The following is an 18612-nucleotide window of genomic DNA, read 5'->3' on the forward strand; positions in this document are numbered from 1 at the left end:
GGAGAAAAGGATATGCAGAATTACAAAATCATTGAAAACAAACTAGAGCGCTTCATCAAAAAGTTCTATACCAATCTTTTGATCAAGGGTGCTTTGCTTTTCGTTGGATTGAGTCTGTTGCTTTTTATTTTTGGCGCAACCTTGGAGTATTTTCTTTGGTTTGAATCCGGTTTTAGGACGCTTTTATTCTGGACAATCATCGCCATTGAAGCTGTTTTCTTTTTCAAACTGATTTTGATTCCGTCCAGTCAACTTTTAAAATTATCCAAAGGAATTGATTACACCGAAGCTTCCTCTCAAATTGGAAATCACTTTCCTGAAGTCAATGATAAATTAAAAAATATTCTTCAGCTTAAAGCTCAGGGCGCCGATGACGAATTGGTCATCGCCAGCATTGAGCAAAAATCCAAAGAATTGAGAACTGTACCGTTTCAGCTAGCGGTTGACTTTCGTGGAAATGTAAAATATCTAAGGTTTTTGATCATTCCGGTTTTGGTGTTGTTCGCTATCTGGATTTCAGGATTTGGAGATTCTTTTTCTTACAGCTACAAACGTATCGTCAATTTCAATACGGCTTACGAAGCGCCGGCACCATTTCAATTTTCTATTCTGAACAAAGATCTAAATGCGAAAAAAGGAAAATCTTTTCAACTGAATGTTCAGACACTTGGTAAAGTAAAACCTGAAGACGTTTTTATTTCTTTAGATGGGGAAGAGGTCAGGCTTCAGGAGTCCAACGGCATTTATAGCTACACTTTCAAGAATGTGTCTGAAGCCAGAAAGTTTCGGTTGAAAGCCAACAAGGTGACTTCCCCAACTTATGAACTCAATGCTTTGGATATTCCTGTGGTGAAGGACATGAAAATGAAGTTGAATTATCCGGAATATATTAATCAAAGCAATACATCTATCTCTGGTACTGGAAATGTTTCAGTACCCGAAGGAACATTAATTGAATGGGTGATTTCAACGGAAACGACAGACCAAGTCGAATTTTTGAGTGAAGTGGATACTATTAATTTTGATGTCGACAACTCAGAATTCACCTTGAAGCAAATTCAGAAGAGTAATAAAAACTACTCGATAGCGACCTCTAATTCTAACTTTAAGAACTACGATGTTTTGAACTATTCCATAAACGTCATCCAAGATGAATTTCCTAAATTAAAGCTGGAACAGAAGAAGGATAGCTTACTTACGGAACAGTCTTATTTTTTAGGAAAACTGACGGATGATTATGGTCTCACTAACTTACAAATCGTTTATTATACTGTTGATAATCAAGGAGATAAATCGGTTATAAAGCTTTCTTTATCTAAAGGAACTTACAGTGAATTTTCTTATGCCTTTCCAAATGAAAAGTTGAAACTGAAACCTGGAACTGAATACCAATATTACTTTGAAGTGTTTGACAACGATCGTGTAAATGGACGAAAATCCACTAAGTCTGACGTGTTTTCTTTCCGTAAAAAAACAGCTCTTGAAGAGTCTTCTGAGAATCTAAAGCGCCAAAACAATTCGGTTGAAAAATTATCTGAAGAATTGCAACAACGCAAAGAAAACTCTCGGGAAATAAAAGATCTTCAAAATAAACAGAAGAAAGAAAATACCTTAAGCTACACCGAAAAGCAAAAACTGGATAATTTCATCGAGCAGCAAAAGCAGCAGCTGGAGATAATGAAAAATTACAGCGAGCGGTTAAAAGAGGATTTCAAAAAAATGGATGCGGAGCAGCAGGATAAGGCGAAAGAAAATCTGCAAAACCGTCTCGAAAAAAACCAGGAGCAAATTGAAAAAAATCAAAAGCTTCTTGAAGAATTAGATAAGCTAAAAGACCAAATCAACCAGGAAGAACTGAACGAAAAACTAGAGTCTTTTGATCGTGAGTCTGAAAAACAAGAGAAAAATCTTGAACAGCTTCTGGAATTGACCAAACGTTTTTACGTTGAAAAAAAGGCTGAAAAGCTTTCTGAAGAACTGGATAATTTATCCAAAGAACAAGAGGAGCTGTCAGAATCTGAAGAAAATTCTTCTGAAGCTCAGGAAAAACTCAATCAGAAATTTGATCAATTGAAAGAAGAATTGGAAAAACTTGATGAAAAGAATGAAGAATTAAAAGCGCCGATGGAGCTTGGAAGTGATGAAGAATTAAGTGAAGAAATTGATCAGGACCAAGAGGAGGCAAAGGAGAGCCTGGAATCTTCAGAATCTGAAGAGAGTGATTCCGATGAGAAAAGATCTAGTCAAAAAAATGGAAAGCAAAAACAGAAAGATGCATCGGAAAAGATGAAATCCTTATCTCAAAAAATGAAAAATTCCATGGCCTCTTCAAGCATGGAACAAACTTCTGAAGATGCTGAAATGCTGCGACAGATTCTTGATAATCTCATCACATTTTCTGTGGAACAGGAAGACTTGATGGGTGGGTTCAAAAACATATCAAACTCTAATCCTATCTATGCATCCAAACTAAAAAGACAGGCGGAGCTTCGGGAAAACTTCAAACATGTTGACGATAGCCTGTATGCCCTCGCCATGCGAACACCAATGATACAAGAAACAGTAAATAATATCATTTCTGATATCAATTTTAATATAGAAAAATCGCTGGGGCGTCTTGCAGAAAATGAAGTGAGAAAAGGGACCAGTAGTCAGCAATACACCATGATGTATGCCAATGAATTATCCAATATGCTAGATGATGCTTTGGACCAAATGCAAAGCCAGATGAATGGAATGGGGCAAGCAAAACCAGGAAGCGGTAAACCCGGAGAACAATTATCTGATATCATAAAGTCCCATGAGGAATTGAAAAAGCAGATGGAAAAAGGTAAGTCAGAGGGTGAAGGCCAGGATGGAAAACAACCTCAAAAAGGAGAAAATGGAAAGGAAGGAGAAGGGAAAAGTGATCTGCAGGGAGATAAAGGGGCTGATGGAAATGATGTTGAAAAACAAGATGGAGAAAAAAAAGGAAGTAGAGGACAAGAAGGTCAAATGAGCGGGAAGATTTATGAAATCTACAAGCAACAACAAAAGCTCAGAAATCAGTTAAAAGACAGAATCAAACAGCTGGGACTAGAAGATAATTCCAGTGAATTAAAAAAGAGTTTGGATAAACTGGAGCAGGAGTTATTGATGAAAGGCTTTAGTAGTGATTTACTGAAACAAATGGAAAATATAAATCACCAGCTTCTAAGACTGGATAAAGCTGCAAATCAACAAGGACAAGATGATGAACGAGAAGCAGAAACCCGAAAAAGAGAGCTTAATGCAGCATCATCAAACTGGGAAGAAAAGGCTAAAGAATATTTTAACACAAACGAGATTTTAAACAGACAACAATTACCTTTGCAGCCTGAATATAAAAAGCTGATTAATATCTACTTCGATGGAAAGTCCAATTAATTTTTACAGTAAGACCAAGTTTGATTTAAAGAGCAAAAAGAAACATGCCAATTGGTTAAAAGCTGTCATTGAAAGTGAGAAAAAAGATGTCGAAGGCATAAACTATATCTTCTGCAGTGATGAAGATTTGCTATATATGAATCAGAGGTATCTGGATCATGATACGTTTACAGATATTATCACTTTTGATTATTCTGAAGACGACTCCATTTCAGCTGAAATTTATATCAGTATAGATCGAGTAAAAGACAATGCTAAAAACTTCAAAGTAAAATTTGAAAATGAATTGAAAAGAGTTTTGGTCCATGGCATTTTACATTGCTGCGGATACGGTGATTCTACAGAAGAATCAAAAGCTAAAATGAGAGCCTTAGAAAATGATAAAATGGAATTGTTCCACGTGGAACAAAAATAGAAGTTATGTTTAAAGATACGTATGATGTTATTGTAGTAGGAGCTGGCCACGCAGGAAGTGAGGCAGCGGCAGCGGCGGCAAATATGGGAAGCAGCACATTGCTGGTGACTATGAATTTGCAAAACATCGCGCAAATGTCGTGTAATCCTGCCATGGGAGGAATTGCAAAAGGACAAATATTAAGAGAGATAGATGCACTAGGCGGTTATAGCGGTCTGGTGTCAGATACAAGTGCTATTCAGTTCAAGATGCTCAACAAATCCAAGGGGCCTGCTATGTGGAGTCCTAGAGTTCAAAGCGACAGAATGCTGTTTTCACAACATTGGAGAGAGCGCTTAGAACAAACAGAAAATCTTGATTTTTATCAAGAAATGGTTTCTGGTCTTATTATAGAAAAAAACAAAGTCAAAGGTGTCAAGACCTCTTTGGGTTTGGAAATTAAAGCTAAAACCATCATTCTTACCAATGGAACTTTTTTAAATGGATTAATTCATATTGGTGATAAAAACTTTGGAGGCGGTAGGGCAGGAGAAAAAGCTTCCTTTGGAATCACAAAAGAACTTGAAGATATCGGTTTCGAAGCTGGACGAATGAAAACAGGAACTCCACCGAGAGTGGATGGAAGATCGCTTGACTTTTCTAAAATGATAGAACAGCCGGGTGATGAAGAACCCTGGAAATTTTCATATTCTAATGAAACCAAACCGTTGGAGAAACAAAGAAGTTGCTGGATGTCTTATACTTCGCCAGAAGTACATAATATTTTGAAAGAAGGTTTTGATAGGTCTCCAATGTTTAATGGATCCATAAAAAGTACTGGACCAAGATATTGTCCAAGCATAGAAGACAAAATTCACAGATTTGCAGATAAAGACAGACATCAGATGTTTGTTGAACCTGAAGGGTGGAATACTGTTGAGTACTACGTCAATGGATTTTCTACTTCACTTCCGGAAGATATTCAATTTAAAGCTTTAAAACAATGTGCTGGGTTTGAAAATGTAAAATTTTTCAGACCAGGATATGCTATTGAATATGACTATTTTCCACCAACACAATTAAGACATACATTAGAAACTAAACTAGTGGACGGTCTATACTTTGCTGGTCAAATCAATGGAACTACGGGATATGAAGAAGCAGCATCTCAAGGTTTGATTGCAGGAATCAATGCGGCGTTGAAAGTTCAAGAAAAAGATGAGTTCACATTATCAAGAAGCGAAGCTTATATAGGAGTATTAATTGATGACCTGATCACCAAAGGGACTGAAGAGCCATACAGAATGTTTACCTCGAGAGCGGAGTATAGAACTTTATTAAGACAAGATAATGCTGATTTCAGATTAACGGCTAAAGGTTTTGAAATAGGATTGGCATGTAAAGAACGTATGAAGTTAATGAAAGAGAAGCAAAGAAAATCAGATGCATTTGTAGACTTCTTCAAGAACCAAAGTGTAACGACTGATGAAATAAATCCAATTTTGGAAGAAAAAAATTCGGCCAAAGTAGATCAACAAGGAAAACTTTTTAAAATATTTGCTCGACCTAATATCACCATGCAAGACATGAGAAAATTAGAGAGTGTAGAAAATTTTATTAATGAACATAATGTAAATAATGAAGTTTTAGAACAAGTTGAAGTACAAGTAAAATATGCTGGATATATTGAAAAGGAGAAATTGAATGCAGATAAACTAAATCGTCTTGAGAATGTAAGGATCCCAGAGCACTTTGACTATTCATTATTAAAATCAATGTCATTTGAAGCAAGAGAGAAACTAACGAAGATCAAACCGCGAACAGTATCACAAGCTTCTAGAGTAAGTGGAGTAAATCCGAGTGATGTTTCAGTTCTTTTAGTTCACATGGGAAGATAATGTTCCACGTGGAACAATGCTTATGGATTATTCAAAATTGACTATAAAAGACGAGGCCTTTACCAAAGATAAATTCAATTTAATTGTTGATGATAGTGGAGTTTTGAAAACTGATCCTAGGCCAAACAATTTAGCAGACTATTATAATTTTGGTGATTACATTTCTCATCAGTCTGATAAAAAAACATTGCTTCACAGCGTCTATAATTTAGTCAAACTAAGAATGTTCAAAATAAAGTTAGATCTGATTAAAGAGTATGAAAATGAGATCGAAAAAGTTTTAGATTTTGGATGTGGTACGGGGGACTTTGTAAAATACGTTGAGTCAAAAAACATAAAGGCCGAAGGAATTGAGCCAAATCCGATTGCTTTTAAAAAAGCTGAAATAAATAAGGTAAGGGTTCATAAAAATTTAAAAGAAATCGAAAGTAAGTTTGATGCTATTACTTTATTTCATGTGTTAGAGCATGTGGATGATTACAATAAAACACTAGAGGATTTAATTTCAAAATTAAATTCAAATGGACTCTTATTAATAGCTGTTCCAAATTATAAATCTTACGATGCGAATTATTATAAAGAAAAATGGGCTGGCTGGGATGTTCCTAGACACCTTTGGCACTTCAATAGAAAAAACATAAAAGTATTAGCCGAAAAACATAATTTAGAATTAATCAAAATAAAACCAATGCCATTTGATGCTTTTTATATTTCAATGATATCTGAAGCATATAATGGAAATTCCAAAGCAAAAGGAATTTGGAGAGGTTTGATTTCAAATGTTTCAGCTTTAAAGTCTAAAGAGTACTCGTCTAACTTGTTTTTGCTTCAAAAGAGGGCGTAGGCGTCGTAAAAACTGAAATGTAGACAAGTACATCAATCGCAAAAATAAAAGCTTTTAAATCAAATAAAAATAAGGTTTATGCTATAAGGGTTCATTATAAATTTAAATATTTTAATAAGCTTTTATAATCAAAATAAATTTATTGTACTGAAGCATCTTTTTTTACATTTGCCAAAATTTAAAATATCATGAAAAAATCAATTTTAAGCTTAGCCGTAGTTCTATTACTAATATCTTGTGGTCAGGATAAAACTGCTTATGTAGATAACACAGTTTTGATTCAGGACTATTATAAAATGAAAAGCACCGAAGCTAGGTTTGAGAAAAAAAGCCAAAAACTTTCGGAAGAATTGGAATCTGTTGCGGATGAATTTCAAAAAGAGGTTCAAGAATTTCAGGAAGGAATGAACAGGATGTCTACAAAAGATAGAGAGCGAAGACAAAATGAATTGATGCAAAAGCAACAGAGACTTCAACAGCGTCAACAACAAAAAAGCCAAATGCTAAGACAAGAAAGTGATCAAGCAATTGATTCGTTGATTACTGAGGTAAAAGATTTGGTAGCTGAATATGGAGAAAAAAGAGGTTATGCCTACATTTTTGGATCAAATGAATCTGCTAATATTATGTATGCGAAAGAAGGTTTGGATATTACTGAAGAGGTTTTGAAGGAAATAAATTCTAGTGAGGAGAATAAAGAGACTGAAAAATAATCTCAATAAATTATATAAATATGAAATAAAGCCAACTTGAAAGTTGGCTTTATTTTTTGTGTAAATATCGAGTCAATTGGAAAGATAAATCAGAAAAGATCATTTTTGCGTTCCCATTTCTTTCTATATGAAATATAGCTTCTTCCAAGACCTGAAAAATTTCGGTAATGTTTGAACCAGAGATAAATTCTGAAAACTTATCAAACTTGAATTTGCTATCATACGGAGATAAAAAGACTAAAGATTTAGCTTTGTAATTATTAAGAAGCGCCTGACGAAAAAACTGAATGCAATAGTCTAAAAAACGCTTTTGAGTTTCTCTAGTTTCCTTAGCCAAGTTATCTGACCAATCCAAAAGATCTGTAACCACATGCTTATTTCCTTTGGCTCGGAAGGCACTTCTTACCCATGTAATAAACCACTTTTCAAACTTTTCATCGTCAGAATTATCTTCTGCGAGGTGCATCGCTTTAGAAAAACTTCCATCAGCTTGTTGAGATATCTTTTTAGCATCTTTTTCTGAAATATCAAATGTTGACAATAAACCTTCAACCAAGTTGGCTTCTCCTAATGGAGGAAAGTCGAGTCTCTGGCATCTTGATTTTATGGTCTGAAGAATGTCCCCTGGTGAATCGGTGACTAAGATAAAAAAAGTGTTTTCTGGGGGTTCCTCAATTAACTTTAGTAATTTATTGGAAGTTGCAGTATTCATTTTGTCTGCACACCAAACAATCATAATTTTAGGACCACCCTCGTAAGATTTTAATGACAAAGATGTTACGACGTCGGTAGCTTCGTCTACATTAATAGAACCTTGTTTTTTTTCTATTCCTATAGTTAAATACCAATCATAAAGTGTCTGGTAAGAATTTTTAATAATGAAATCTCGCCAGTCTCCAATAAAGTCTTTGGAGACTGGTTTTTTTGGGGAATTGGGTGTTTTATTTATTGGATAAACAAAGTGAAGATCAGGATGGGTAAGTTGATCCATAAGATTATTAATAGAAACTGATCTTGCTTGAGGTGAATAATGAAGCAATAATTCTCTTGCATAAGCAATAGCCATTGGTAGAGGACCAGATCCTGTTGAACCAACAAAAAGTTGGGCATGAGGAACTCTGTTATTGCTTATAGTGCTCCTTAAGTGATTTTTGAGATGGCTTAAGCCTAAAATACTATCGAATGTCATAAGGCTAAAATAACAAAGCTTATAGGGTTTTGGAAAATTAATTAAGTAAATTTGAAAATTGTAAATTAAAATAATTCAACATGAAAACTATTAATGATTTCAACTTCAAAGATAAAAAAGCTCTAATACGGGTAGACTTTAATGTCCCAATAAATAAGGAGTTTGAAGTAGCTGATAGAAGTAGGATTGAAGGTGCTAAACCTACAATCATAAAAATCCTTGAAGATGGCGGAAGTGCCATATTGATGTCACACTTAGGAAGACCTGAAGGAAAGGAGGAAAGATACTCTCTGAAACATATCGTTTCAGCAGTCTCGGATGTTATAGGCGTAAAAGTAAAATTTGTTGAAGATTGCATAGGTAAAAAAGCTGAAGAAGCTGCATCTACTTTGAAACCAGGTGAAATTCTATTATTGGAAAACTTAAGATTTTACTCAGAAGAAAAGAAAGGTGATGAAGAGTTTGCAGAAAAACTTTCAAAACTAGGGGATATATATGTGAACGATGCATTTGGAACTGCTCACAGAGCTCATGCTTCCACTACAATTGTTGCAAGATATTTTGAAAATAAGGCCATGGGGCTTTTGCTTCAGAAGGAAATAGAAAGCCTGGACAAGGTACTGAATTCGACTGAAAAGCCTGTCACAGCAATACTTGGCGGAGCTAAAGTATCATCAAAAATAACAGTAATTGAAAACATTTTACCTAAAGTAGATCATTTGATTATTGGTGGTGGCATGGCATTTACTTTTATAAAAGCTCGAGGTGGTAAAATAGGGGAATCTCTAGTAGAGGAAGATTTACAGGATATGGCTCTTAATATTTTAAAGAAAGCAGAAGAACAAAACGTTCAAATCCATTTACCAGTAGATAGCATTGTAACTCAAGAATTTGACAATGATTCTGAAACTAAAATAGAAGATATTAAGAACATCTCTGAAGGATGGATGGGATTGGATGCAGGCCCACAATCCAGAGAAAATTTTGCCAAAGTAATCCACCAATCCAAAATCATTTTATGGAATGGTCCGCTTGGAGTATTTGAAATGGACACCTTTTCTAAAGGAACCATTGCACTCGCAGAAGCCATTGCAGAAGCAACAGAAAAAGGTGCATTTTCCCTCGTAGGAGGAGGTGATAGTGTGTCTGCAGCAAAAAAGTTTGGTTTTGACACAAAAGTAAGTTACGTATCAACAGGTGGTGGAGCAATGCTGGAGATGCTGGAAGGAAAGAGTCTCCCAGGAATCGATGCATTAAAATAAATACAAAACATATTCAATTTCAAAAGCAATATCTTTAATTTTAGGGATATTGCTTTTTAGTTTAATCAAATGAAATTAAAGTCTTTTACTTATCCTGAAAAGGAAAAACTGAAATCAAGGAAACTTATAAAAAGGATTTTTGAAGGAGGGGAGGCTATTAAGTCCTATCCTATCCTTATTAAATTTGTCTTAAAAGATGCCGATACTCATTCAGTTGGGGTCAGCGTTTCAAAACGAAATTTTAAAAAGGCTGTAGACAGAATCAAAATCAAGAGGCAGTTGAGGGAAGCTTATAGGTTAAATAAGAAAGAACTACAGAATATCGATAGAAAGTATGCCATGATGATCATATTTATAGGAAAAAAGGAGATGACTTCTAAAAATATTCAGGAAACCGTAAAATCACTTTTTAAAGAATTACAATGAAAAATTTAAAACTTTTACTGTTAACGTTTGTAGTTGCACTCACAAGTTATGGGTTCACTAGCTATAAAAATGACTTCTTTGAAATAGCTAAACAGATAGAAATATTTACAAACCTGTATAAGGAAGTCAATATGAATTATGTGGATCAAGTGAATCCTGCAGAACTTATGAATACTGCGATAGAGGCAATGCTTAATGATTTGGACCCTTATACCGTCTATTGGAATGAACAAGAAATCCAAAATGCAAGGATTAGAAACTCTGGAAGTTATACAGGTATAGGTGCTGAAATTTCCTCAACTCCAGAAGCTATTGTTATCAAGAACTTGATAAAAGGCTCACCAGCTGATCAATCTGGGCTGAAAATTGGTGATAGAATAATAAAGATTGGAGATATTGAGGTTAAAAATTACAATGAAGATGCCGGTGAATTGCTGAAAGGTTCGCCAAATTCGGAAGTCATTCTTCAATTAAAAAGAAACGAAACGTTAAAAACTATAACTTTAAAAAGAGGAGTTATTAAAGAAAAGGCTGTTCCACATTCAGAACTTTTGGAAGGTAAAACAGGTTATATTGTGTTATCTGAATTTACAAGAACGGCTTCTTCAGAAGTTATTGAAGCTTTGCAAGATTTGAAAGAAAAAGGGGCAACACAGATTATTTTAGACTTGAGAAATAATCCAGGAGGCTTACTTTCTGAAGCGGTAAATGTGAGTAATATTTTTATTGAAAAAGGAACTTTGATCACATTTACAAAATCAGCAATAGAAAAATACAATTCCACGTATACAACTCAAAAAAAAGCTATAGATACAGAAATCCCGGTAGCAGTTTTAATCAATGAAAATTCTGCTTCAGCCAGTGAAATCGTCTCTGGAAGTATACAGGATTTGGACAGAGGCGTCATAATTGGAAGTAGAAGTTATGGAAAAGGTCTTGTTCAAAGACCTAAAAAACTAAACTACGGTACCCAGGCAAAAATTACCATTTCAAGGTATTATACGCCTAGTGGCAGATGTATACAAGCATTGGATTATCGCGATGGCGAAAGCATAAGAAAAGATGAAAGTGAATACACCGAGTTCAAAACAAGAAATGGACGAAGTGTATACGATGGAGGAGGCGTAAATCCCGACATAGAAGTAAACATAGAAAAGGAAAGTAAACTGATAAAAGCCTTAAAAAAAGAAAATTTAATATTTGATTTTTCTATTGATTATATAAATAGAACCAAAGAATTGAACATTGAAAACTTTGAAACTAACGGTAAAATTGTAGAGGAATTCAGAGATTATATTAAAAAAGTAGGTTTCAAATATGAATCTGATACTGATAAAAAAATAGATGAACTAGAGAAAATAGCTACTTCTGAAGAGTATTTTAGTTCAATTGAAAACTCTATAAAAGATCTTCAAAAACAACTTGATGAAGAAAAGCAAAAAGCCTTTCAAAAGGACACTGAAATTTTAAAGAAATTGATAACAGAGAATGTGTTGAGAAAACTGGGTTATGATGACGCTGTCTATACCTATTACACCGAAGAAGGAGAAGTCATCAAAGAAGCGATTTCGGTGTTGAATAGTACGAATAACTACAGAAAAATACTTGGTTATGAATAAGATAGAGCTGAAAGAACACATTGCTAAAGAAATACAAAGACTCGAAAAACAGGTGGCACAATATACAGAACTTACCAAACCTATTTCTCCTGAAAATGCCATAGGTAGGGTTTCTAGGATGGATGCCATCAACAATAAAAGTGTCCTCGAGAATGCGTTAAGAAAAGCTGAAGAACGTCTCCATAAACTCAAAGAAATCACCGATAAAATTGATGATAAAAACTTCGGCATATGTAGAAAATGTCATCAAAAAATACCGCTTCAACGCGTTATGCTAAGACCAGAAAGTGGGCTTTGTGTCAACTGTGCTAATTAATGAGAGTCTAGCTTCATTCCAATATGAGGAATACCATCTTCTAAGTAACCTTCTCCAGAAATCATAAATCCATGGCTTTCATAAAACTTAATTAAGTACTGCTGAGCGGAGATTTTGATTATAGATTTTGGATAGGTTTTCAACGAAAATTCTATGCTAGTTTTCATCAACACATGACCTAATTTCTGACTTCTATGTTTTTCTTTTACAATCACTCTACCAATGCTTAATTCTTTAAAATAAGTGCCTGGCGGTAAGATTCTGGAATAAGCTACTAAGGTTTCTCCATCATAAAATAAAACATGAAAAGCTTTATCGTCATGACCATCGATGTCCTGGTAGACACAATCCTGTTCAACAACAAAAACTTCAGATCTTAATTGCAAAATATCATAAATCTGTTGAGCAGTAAGTTCAGAAAAAAGTAATATTTTTTTTGTCATCAGTCTTGTACTATAATGTTTTTATTATCAGATTTATTGAATTCAGGTTGAATGGTAATATGATTAATGCCATAATCAGTTATCAGAATATGTTCTATAGTTTCGAGGATTTCATCAAATTTGGATAACGAAATATCTTCTTCAAAATCGATTTCTGCTTCAAGATGCAATTCAACTTCATTCAATTGCCAAATATGAACATGGTGCATGTTTTTGATAAGAGGTAATGAATTTATTTTAGAAACGATTGACTGGATCTCTATATCACTAGGTGTAAAAAGCATCAAAACACTAAAGGAATTTTTAAAGAGCTTGAAACCCACATAGATGAGATAAACCGCAATTAAAAAAGTAAGTACACTATCTACCCAATAAATGCCATAAAACTTCATCAGCAAACCACCACCAAGTACAGCCACCGAAGCAAGCATATCTGTCAACAAGTGATAATACGCTGAAGACAAATTCATATTGGTTTTTCTGTCTTTTAAAAGAAGAAGAACGCTAATGCCATTCCCGACAATAGCAAGGGCAGAAAGCCAAATGACCAAATCGGAATTGATAACCTTTGGATCAAAGAAATGAATAACAGATTCCTTTATAAGGATAATAGCTATGATTATTAAACTTGCAGAATTTATAAAAGCAGCAATAATTTCTGCCCGTTTATATCCAAAAGTCATATTTGAGGTAGCACTTTTACTAGAATATTTAGCAGCTACATAACTTATAATAAGGGAGACAACATCTGTAAAATTATGGAGTGCATCGGAGAGTAAAGCAAGACTCCCGCTTAAGAATCCTCCAATCACTTGAGAAACAGTGATAAAAATATTGAGAACAATAGAAAAAAGTAAATTCTTCTGGGAACGCGAATGTGAATGTGAATGTGTACGACTCAAAATAAATTATTGACAGGCAATTTTATCTACTCTTCTTTCATGACGACCACCTTCAAAAGGAGTTTCCAGAAAAACCTTTACAAATTCAAGGGCTTCTTGAACAGAAACAAATCTTGCGGGGATACTCAATACATTGGCATTGTTGTGTTGTTTGGCCAGAGCAACTAATTCAGTATTCCAGCAAAGTGCAGATCGAACACCTTGATGTTTATTGGCAGTCATATTTGCACCATTTCCGCTACCACATATAATGATTCCTAAATCAGATGTACCACTTTCCACATCATTTGCTACCGGATGCACAAAATCTGGATAATCTACACTTTCTTCTGAATCTGTTCCGTGATTAATTATCTCTATAGATTGAGATAATAGGTAGTTTTGTATAGCAAATTTATAGTCTGTTCCGGCGTGGTCATTTCCAATAGAAATTATCATTTTATTTGGTTTAAGAATTTGAAAAAACAAAGTTAAGATTTAATTCATTATTTATATAGCAAGGATAGTATTAATAGTAAAATACTGATTTACAATAACTTGAAAAATAATAAACAATTGTGGATAACTTCATTTAGAAAGGGACTTTATAGACTTCAGTTTTGGAAAAATTGTGGATAACTTAGGTAAAAAAAGTAGCTCTATTATTTTGTAATTCAAACAAAAAATGGAGGTGGATAAAAAGATTGATTAACAAAATTTTTAGAGATTGAATTTCAAAAAAGTTTTGCTTTCACTTTTAAAAGTTATCCACACCAAATCCTAAAAAAGTTATTCCTGATCTTATGTGTAAACTCAAAATAAGACTGTGGATAACTAAATCAAATTGATATGAAAATCAGACTTTTAAATTCAAATAAAAGATATTTGAATTGTGGATAAACTAAAAGTATTAAAAATCAAAATGAATTTTATAAAAGTTATCCAGTTATACACGAGCAATAATAGTCATCATGTTTAATTTAAATTTTAATAAAAAAAAAATAATAATATTATAGAGTGTGGATAAGTGCAAAAAGTAAAGGATTTGAATAAGATTGAAATCGTGTTGAATTCAAAACAATCTAGACAATGTGTAAGTGATTTTCGAAATTATAATCTTCCAAAATTGCTTTAGCTTCTTCGAGATCTTCGGGATGTACTTTCAAGAAAATTCCTCCCAAAGCATTGGAGTAAAAAGGTATTACACCAATTACAGTTTCATTTTGAAAAAAAAATCTAATGTTTTCTTTTTCTAATAAGAGTTTAAGAATAGTATATTCGTGAGGATAAGTAAACACAGCCAACTTGATGAAGTTGTTCATTTTTATTTTAAAAGTAAGAAATATAAACAGCTTTATTACACCTTTGTATCAGTTTTAATGAATATTAAAGCAAAGTTGACAGATATGACACAGGTTCTTTCAATTCCATATCTATAGCGTAGGTTTGTTGATCAAGGAATGTTTTTATATAAAGATATATAGCACAAAATCCTACCAGAAAGATAATTATAAAAACAATATATACTTTTGCAGTTTTAGACACTTGAATAAGTTTGATACAAATTTATAATAATATTAACAATAAATTATAAATTAAAATTATTTAATTGAAAATTTAACATCATCAAATTGTTAAATACTTGAAACAAGGGAGTTGACAAAGATTTTCTTTACCAATTTCGCATTCCAATTATAATATATTACATTTATCAAAGATTATTAAAATACTTATGAGTAAAAAGAAAAAAGGCAAAAAGCCTTTCCAAGCCCCAGCCAATCCGGATGGTGGTTTATCCAAAAAAATTCTAGACATATTTAAAAAGCAATCAGAAAAGAGTTTTGATTTCAATTATGTTTTAGATAAACTAAAAATAGAAGATACCAAAACAAGAAATAAAGTCATTCGTCTTTTGGGTCAATTGACTGCTAAAGGTCAACTTAAGCATGTCGAAGACAAGAAGTTTCAGTTCGACGGTTTAGAAGATTTCCATACTGGAATCATAGATATGACCTCTCGTGGAGATGCTTACGTTATTGTGGAAGATATGGAGAACGATATCTATATTTCCAATAAAAACCTGAATCATGCTTTGGATGGCGATGAAGTAAAAGTTTACGTTTTTAAAAAACGCGAAAAGTCCAAGTCTGAAGGTGAAGTGGTTTCCATTCTTACCAGAAATAAAACTGATTTTGTTGGGGTTTTACACAAGAAAGAGAAATTTGGTTTTGTGGTGGTCGCCAGTTCCAAAATGTACACCGATATCTTTATTCCTAATGACAAAATGCATGATGCTAAAGATGGTCTCTTAGTAAAAGTCCGCATTTTGCAGTGGAAAGACAAAGATGATTCTCCAAAAGGAGAAATCACCGAAGTTCTGGGTGTTCCTGGAGAACACAATACCGAAATGCACGCTATTTTAGCGGGCTACGGACTTCCCGAACAATTTCCTCCGGAAGTAGAAGAATTTGCCAACAGCATCGATACTAAAATCCATCCCGCAGAAATCAAAAAGCGACGGGATCTCCGAGATACCTTGACCTTTACGATAGATCCAGCCGATGCTAAAGATTTTGATGATGCCTTGAGCTTCAAAAAAATGGACAATGGCAATTTTGAAATCGGGATTCATATTGCGGATGTAGCGCATTACCTTCAGCCTGGAACCATTCTGGATGACGAAGCCTACAATAGAGCAACTTCTATTTATCTGGTAGATCGTGTGGTGCCCATGTTGCCAGAAGTACTTTCCAACGGCGCATGTTCGTTAAGACCTAATGAAGAAAAATATACCTTTTCAGCTTTGTTTGAACTCACTCCAAAAGGAGAAGTCAAAAGCGAATGGTTTGGACGTACGGTCACGTATTCCGATGCGCGTTTTGCTTACGAAGAAGCGCAATACATTATAGATTCTGAAGACAAAAATATACCGGCGGACATTTCATTGTCCAAAACTAGCTACGATGTAGATCCGGAAATTGTTGACGCCCTAACCACTTTAAATAACCTTGCCAAAACCATGCGTAAGAAGCGTATGCAGGAAGGGGCCATTTCATTTGATAAAGTAGAGGTTAAATTTCATTTGGATGAAGACAATAACCCACAAGGGGTTTATGTGAAGACTAGTCAGGATGCCAACAAATTGATTGAAGAATTTATGTTGCTGGCCAACCGAAAAGTTTCCGAATTTATAGGCAAACGCAAACCACCCAAAACTTTTGTCTACCGTTGTCATGACGAGCCGAAAGACGATAGATTGGAAGCCTTGAATACGGTGATTTCAAAATTTGGCTATAATATCAACATTCACAATAAGAAAAATATTGCCAGTGCATTAAATTCCCTTTTGGAAGACGTGCAAGGCAAAAAAGAACAAAATCTGGTGGATACCTTGACCATTCGTACCATGAGCAAGGCCTATTATTCTACCCAAAATATTGGCCATTACGGTTTGGCCTTCGATTATTACTCACACTTTACTTCGCCTATTCGTCGTTATCCCGATGTGATGGCGCACAGATTGCTGCAACGCTATCTGGACAACGAACCAAGTGCCAGCGAATCCGAATACGAAGACAAATGCAAGCATTCCAGCGAGATGGAAAAACTGGCGACCAATGCCGAGCGGGATTCCATCAAGTACATGCAGGTCAAATACATTCAAGACCAAGCAGAAACCGAATTTAAAGGCGTGATTTCTGGAGTGACCGACTTTGGTATATTTATCGAAATCATTGAGAACAAATGCGAAGGCATGACCCGTCTTAAGGACATCTCCGACGATCACTACGACTTCAACGAAGAGCACTACGCCATCATTGGCCGCCGCACCAAGAAGATGTATCAGCTTGGAGACGAAGTTTATGTACGCGTGAAAAAAGCCGATTTAGTGAAGCGTACCATCGATTTTGAACTGCTGGGCTCGGTAGAAGAAGTCGCGATTGAAAGCGAATAAATCAATTAAATAGGATTTTAACCGATCCACAATAACAAAAAGGCGATTTAATGGATGTCAAACTTCATTAAATCGCCTTTTTTCTGATTTGTAAAGAATAAAAGCTGGTTTTGTCATCCTGTCCCGAAGCTTCGGGATATTTCAGGATCAATTAGTTCAAACTTTTGTCATCCTGAATTTATTACAGGATCTTTTTATTTTGAATTTGCCTTAGTTGATTTAAAAGGTTGTCGATACATTGCTTAATGTCCACTACTAACCTCAAGCTTTAGCTGAGTAAGGATGACTTCTGAAGCTTAAGTGCTGGCTTAATGTTGTGAGTAACCACTGAATCCATCAGATAAAAATGACTTATCCCATAACTGTTTCAAATAAACATGTATTTTTAGGCAGGTATAATAAGATGTAAACCATTTGACTAAGCCAATATAAATGACTAAAAAACAAAAGAAAATTGAGGAATTTCTTGAATTACCTAAAAATAAATTACTTGAAGAATTCGGAAGAGGGAGTCATATTCCCGGTTCAGGAAGCGCTGCTGCCTTATCTTCACTAATTGGAATTGAACTTCTTAGAACTGTTTCTAAATTAACTCAAACAAAATCAACATATGCGAAACATCATTCGCAAATGGCATATATTCAAAAGGAATTAGAAGAAAAGTATAAACCTGAGATAGTCCAGATATTTTATGATGATTCTACCGAATTTGCAAAAGCATCAGAATACAGAATATTATGAGACAATGAAAAAGATCCGAAACAAAAAAAGAAACACGGAAGACAAGCTTCTGAACAATTAAAAATAGCAACTGAAATTCCAATAGAACTCTGTGAATTAAATTTTAAACTAATTGAATATGCATTGTCTGTTTTTGACAACGGATATAAAGCAACTCGGGGTGATGCAGGTGTAGCAATTAGTAATTTCCTCTCTGCTATATCTGGAAAATTATTTATTGTTTTATTAAATATTCGTGTTTCACAAAAAAGTAAATGGACAGAAGAAAAAAGAATTCAAGCTTAAAAATTAACATCTGATTTCCTGAAAACACAAAAAGATGCATTTTCTAGAGTGATAGAATTATATACTGAAGGTTTACCAGAAGGACAAAAAGCAATAGAATTCTTAGACGAATAATTGCGTATTATAAAATGCAAATAGCTTATGACTATTTATGTTGCTTAATTATAGTTAGACATATTAGGTTAGTAAAAAAATTTTCAAATATGTGGATTTTGAGTAAAAAACAATAAATAAAACTTCA

General features: G+C 34.2%; 15 protein-coding genes and 1 pseudogene. 11 read left to right on the forward strand and 5 right to left on the reverse strand.

Going from position 1 to position 18612, the window contains the following annotated elements; all coding sequences use genetic code 11:
* Nucleotides 1-12: 12 nt before the first annotated feature.
* The 5 genes from LB452_RS06185 to LB452_RS06205 all read left to right on the forward strand — a co-directional run bounded on the left by LB452_RS06185 (nt 13) and on the right by LB452_RS06205 (nt 7254).
* Nucleotides 13-3405 carry a hypothetical protein gene (locus LB452_RS06185; RefSeq protein WP_224460862.1) on the forward strand — a complete coding sequence of 1131 codons (3393 nt, stop codon included), beginning with the start codon at nt 13-15 and terminating at the stop codon, nt 3403-3405.
* Nucleotides 3389-3820 carry an rRNA maturation RNase YbeY gene (gene ybeY / locus LB452_RS06190; protein WP_224460863.1) on the forward strand — a complete coding sequence of 144 codons (432 nt, stop codon included), beginning with the start codon at nt 3389-3391 and terminating at the stop codon, nt 3818-3820. The genes LB452_RS06185 and ybeY overlap by 17 nt, the downstream gene beginning before the upstream one ends.
* A 5-nt stretch (nt 3821-3825) precedes the next feature.
* A complete protein-coding gene (gene mnmG / locus LB452_RS06195; RefSeq protein WP_224460864.1) occupies nt 3826-5697 on the forward strand; it encodes a tRNA uridine-5-carboxymethylaminomethyl(34) synthesis enzyme MnmG in 1872 nt (623 codons plus the stop codon).
* A 223-nt stretch (nt 5698-5920) separates the two neighbouring features.
* Complete coding sequence (locus LB452_RS06200) at nt 5921-6541, forward strand: class I SAM-dependent methyltransferase (RefSeq protein ID WP_224460865.1); 621 nt, start codon at nt 5921-5923, stop codon at nt 6539-6541.
* A 188-nt stretch (nt 6542-6729) separates the two neighbouring features.
* Nucleotides 6730-7254, forward strand: coding sequence for an OmpH family outer membrane protein (locus LB452_RS06205; protein ID WP_224460866.1), 525 nt, complete (start codon nt 6730-6732; stop codon nt 7252-7254).
* Between the two features lie 49 nt (nt 7255-7303).
* On the opposite strand, the gene LB452_RS06210 is transcribed toward LB452_RS06205, so the two are convergent.
* Nucleotides 7304-8443, reverse strand: a complete 1140-nt coding sequence (locus LB452_RS06210; RefSeq protein ID WP_224460867.1) for a DNA polymerase III subunit — start codon at nt 8441-8443, stop codon at nt 7304-7306.
* 80 nt (nt 8444-8523) lie between these two features.
* Here LB452_RS06210 and LB452_RS06215 point away from each other — a divergent pair, with 80 nt between their 5' ends.
* The 4 genes from LB452_RS06215 to LB452_RS06230 all read left to right on the forward strand — a co-directional run bounded on the left by LB452_RS06215 (nt 8524) and on the right by LB452_RS06230 (nt 12066).
* Nucleotides 8524-9705 carry a phosphoglycerate kinase gene (locus LB452_RS06215; RefSeq protein WP_224460868.1) on the forward strand — a complete coding sequence of 394 codons (1182 nt, stop codon included), beginning with the start codon at nt 8524-8526 and terminating at the stop codon, nt 9703-9705.
* A 69-nt stretch (nt 9706-9774) separates the two neighbouring features.
* Nucleotides 9775-10131 (forward strand): ribonuclease P protein component, encoded by a 357-nt coding sequence (gene rnpA, locus LB452_RS06220; protein ID WP_224460869.1) that lies wholly within the window; start codon nt 9775-9777, stop codon nt 10129-10131.
* Entirely contained in the window at nt 10128-11750 is a 1623-nt protein-coding gene (locus LB452_RS06225) for a S41 family peptidase (protein ID WP_224460870.1), read from the forward strand. Before rnpA ends, LB452_RS06225 begins: the two co-directional genes overlap by 4 nt.
* On the forward strand, nt 11743-12066 hold the full coding sequence (locus LB452_RS06230) for a TraR/DksA family transcriptional regulator (protein ID WP_224460871.1): 324 nt from the start codon (nt 11743-11745) through the stop codon (nt 12064-12066). Before LB452_RS06225 ends, LB452_RS06230 begins: the two co-directional genes overlap by 8 nt.
* Here the strand turns inward: LB452_RS06230 and LB452_RS06235 are convergent.
* From LB452_RS06235 to LB452_RS06250, 4 genes are all read right to left on the reverse strand, one after another.
* Nucleotides 12063-12509 (reverse strand): GNAT family N-acetyltransferase, encoded by a 447-nt coding sequence (locus tag LB452_RS06235; RefSeq protein WP_224460872.1) that lies wholly within the window; start codon nt 12507-12509, stop codon nt 12063-12065. The two genes, LB452_RS06230 and LB452_RS06235, sit on opposite strands and share 4 nt — an antisense overlap.
* Nucleotides 12509-13411 carry a cation diffusion facilitator family transporter gene (locus LB452_RS06240; RefSeq protein ID WP_224460873.1) on the reverse strand — a complete coding sequence of 301 codons (903 nt, stop codon included), beginning with the start codon at nt 13409-13411 and terminating at the stop codon, nt 12509-12511. Before LB452_RS06240 ends, LB452_RS06235 begins: the two co-directional genes overlap by 1 nt.
* A 6-nt stretch (nt 13412-13417) precedes the next feature.
* Nucleotides 13418-13849 (reverse strand): ribose 5-phosphate isomerase B, encoded by a 432-nt coding sequence (gene rpiB, locus LB452_RS06245; protein WP_224460874.1) that lies wholly within the window; start codon nt 13847-13849, stop codon nt 13418-13420.
* Between the two features lie 623 nt (nt 13850-14472).
* Nucleotides 14473-14712 carry a putative signal transducing protein gene (locus tag LB452_RS06250; RefSeq protein ID WP_224460875.1) on the reverse strand — a complete coding sequence of 80 codons (240 nt, stop codon included), beginning with the start codon at nt 14710-14712 and terminating at the stop codon, nt 14473-14475.
* A 410-nt stretch (nt 14713-15122) separates the two neighbouring features.
* Here LB452_RS06250 and rnr point away from each other — a divergent pair, with 410 nt between their 5' ends.
* Together rnr and LB452_RS06260 are read left to right on the forward strand one after the other, a co-directional pair.
* Nucleotides 15123-17345 carry a ribonuclease R gene (gene rnr, locus LB452_RS06255; protein ID WP_224460876.1) on the forward strand — a complete coding sequence of 741 codons (2223 nt, stop codon included), beginning with the start codon at nt 15123-15125 and terminating at the stop codon, nt 17343-17345.
* A 432-nt stretch (nt 17346-17777) separates the two neighbouring features.
* Nucleotides 17778-18371 (forward strand): annotated as a pseudogene (locus LB452_RS06260) (cyclodeaminase/cyclohydrolase family protein).
* The last annotated feature ends 241 nt before the right edge of the window (nt 18372-18612 follow it).

Source organism: Psychroflexus longus (assembly GCF_020164595.1).
GTDB lineage: Bacteria > Bacteroidota > Bacteroidia > Flavobacteriales > Flavobacteriaceae > Psychroflexus > Psychroflexus longus.

Bases quoted from the DNA above. Each gene is read 5' to 3' on its own strand.
- rpiB (WP_224460874.1), bottom strand. From the start codon at position 13,849: ATGATAATTTCTATTGGAAATGACCACGCCGGAACAGACTATAAATTT.
- LB452_RS06205 (WP_224460866.1), top strand. From the start codon at position 6,730: ATGAAAAAATCAATTTTAAGCTTAGCCGTAGTTCTATTACTAATATCT.
- LB452_RS06230 (WP_224460871.1), top strand. From the start codon at position 11,743: ATGAATAAGATAGAGCTGAAAGAACACATTGCTAAAGAAATACAAAGA.
- LB452_RS06235 (WP_224460872.1), bottom strand. From the start codon at position 12,509: ATGACAAAAAAAATATTACTTTTTTCTGAACTTACTGCTCAACAGATT.
- rnpA (WP_224460869.1), top strand. From the start codon at position 9,775: ATGAAATTAAAGTCTTTTACTTATCCTGAAAAGGAAAAACTGAAATCA.
- mnmG (WP_224460864.1), top strand. From the start codon at position 3,826: ATGTTTAAAGATACGTATGATGTTATTGTAGTAGGAGCTGGCCACGCA.
- LB452_RS06200 (WP_224460865.1), top strand. From the start codon at position 5,921: ATGTTCAAAATAAAGTTAGATCTGATTAAAGAGTATGAAAATGAGATC.
- ybeY (WP_224460863.1), top strand. From the start codon at position 3,389: ATGGAAAGTCCAATTAATTTTTACAGTAAGACCAAGTTTGATTTAAAG.
- LB452_RS06225 (WP_224460870.1), top strand. From the start codon at position 10,128: ATGAAAAATTTAAAACTTTTACTGTTAACGTTTGTAGTTGCACTCACA.
- LB452_RS06215 (WP_224460868.1), top strand. From the start codon at position 8,524: ATGAAAACTATTAATGATTTCAACTTCAAAGATAAAAAAGCTCTAATA.
- LB452_RS06250 (WP_224460875.1), bottom strand. From the start codon at position 14,712: ATGAACAACTTCATCAAGTTGGCTGTGTTTACTTATCCTCACGAATAT.
- LB452_RS06185 (WP_224460862.1), top strand. From the start codon at position 13: ATGCAGAATTACAAAATCATTGAAAACAAACTAGAGCGCTTCATCAAA.
- LB452_RS06210 (WP_224460867.1), bottom strand. From the start codon at position 8,443: ATGACATTCGATAGTATTTTAGGCTTAAGCCATCTCAAAAATCACTTA.
- rnr (WP_224460876.1), top strand. From the start codon at position 15,123: ATGAGTAAAAAGAAAAAAGGCAAAAAGCCTTTCCAAGCCCCAGCCAAT.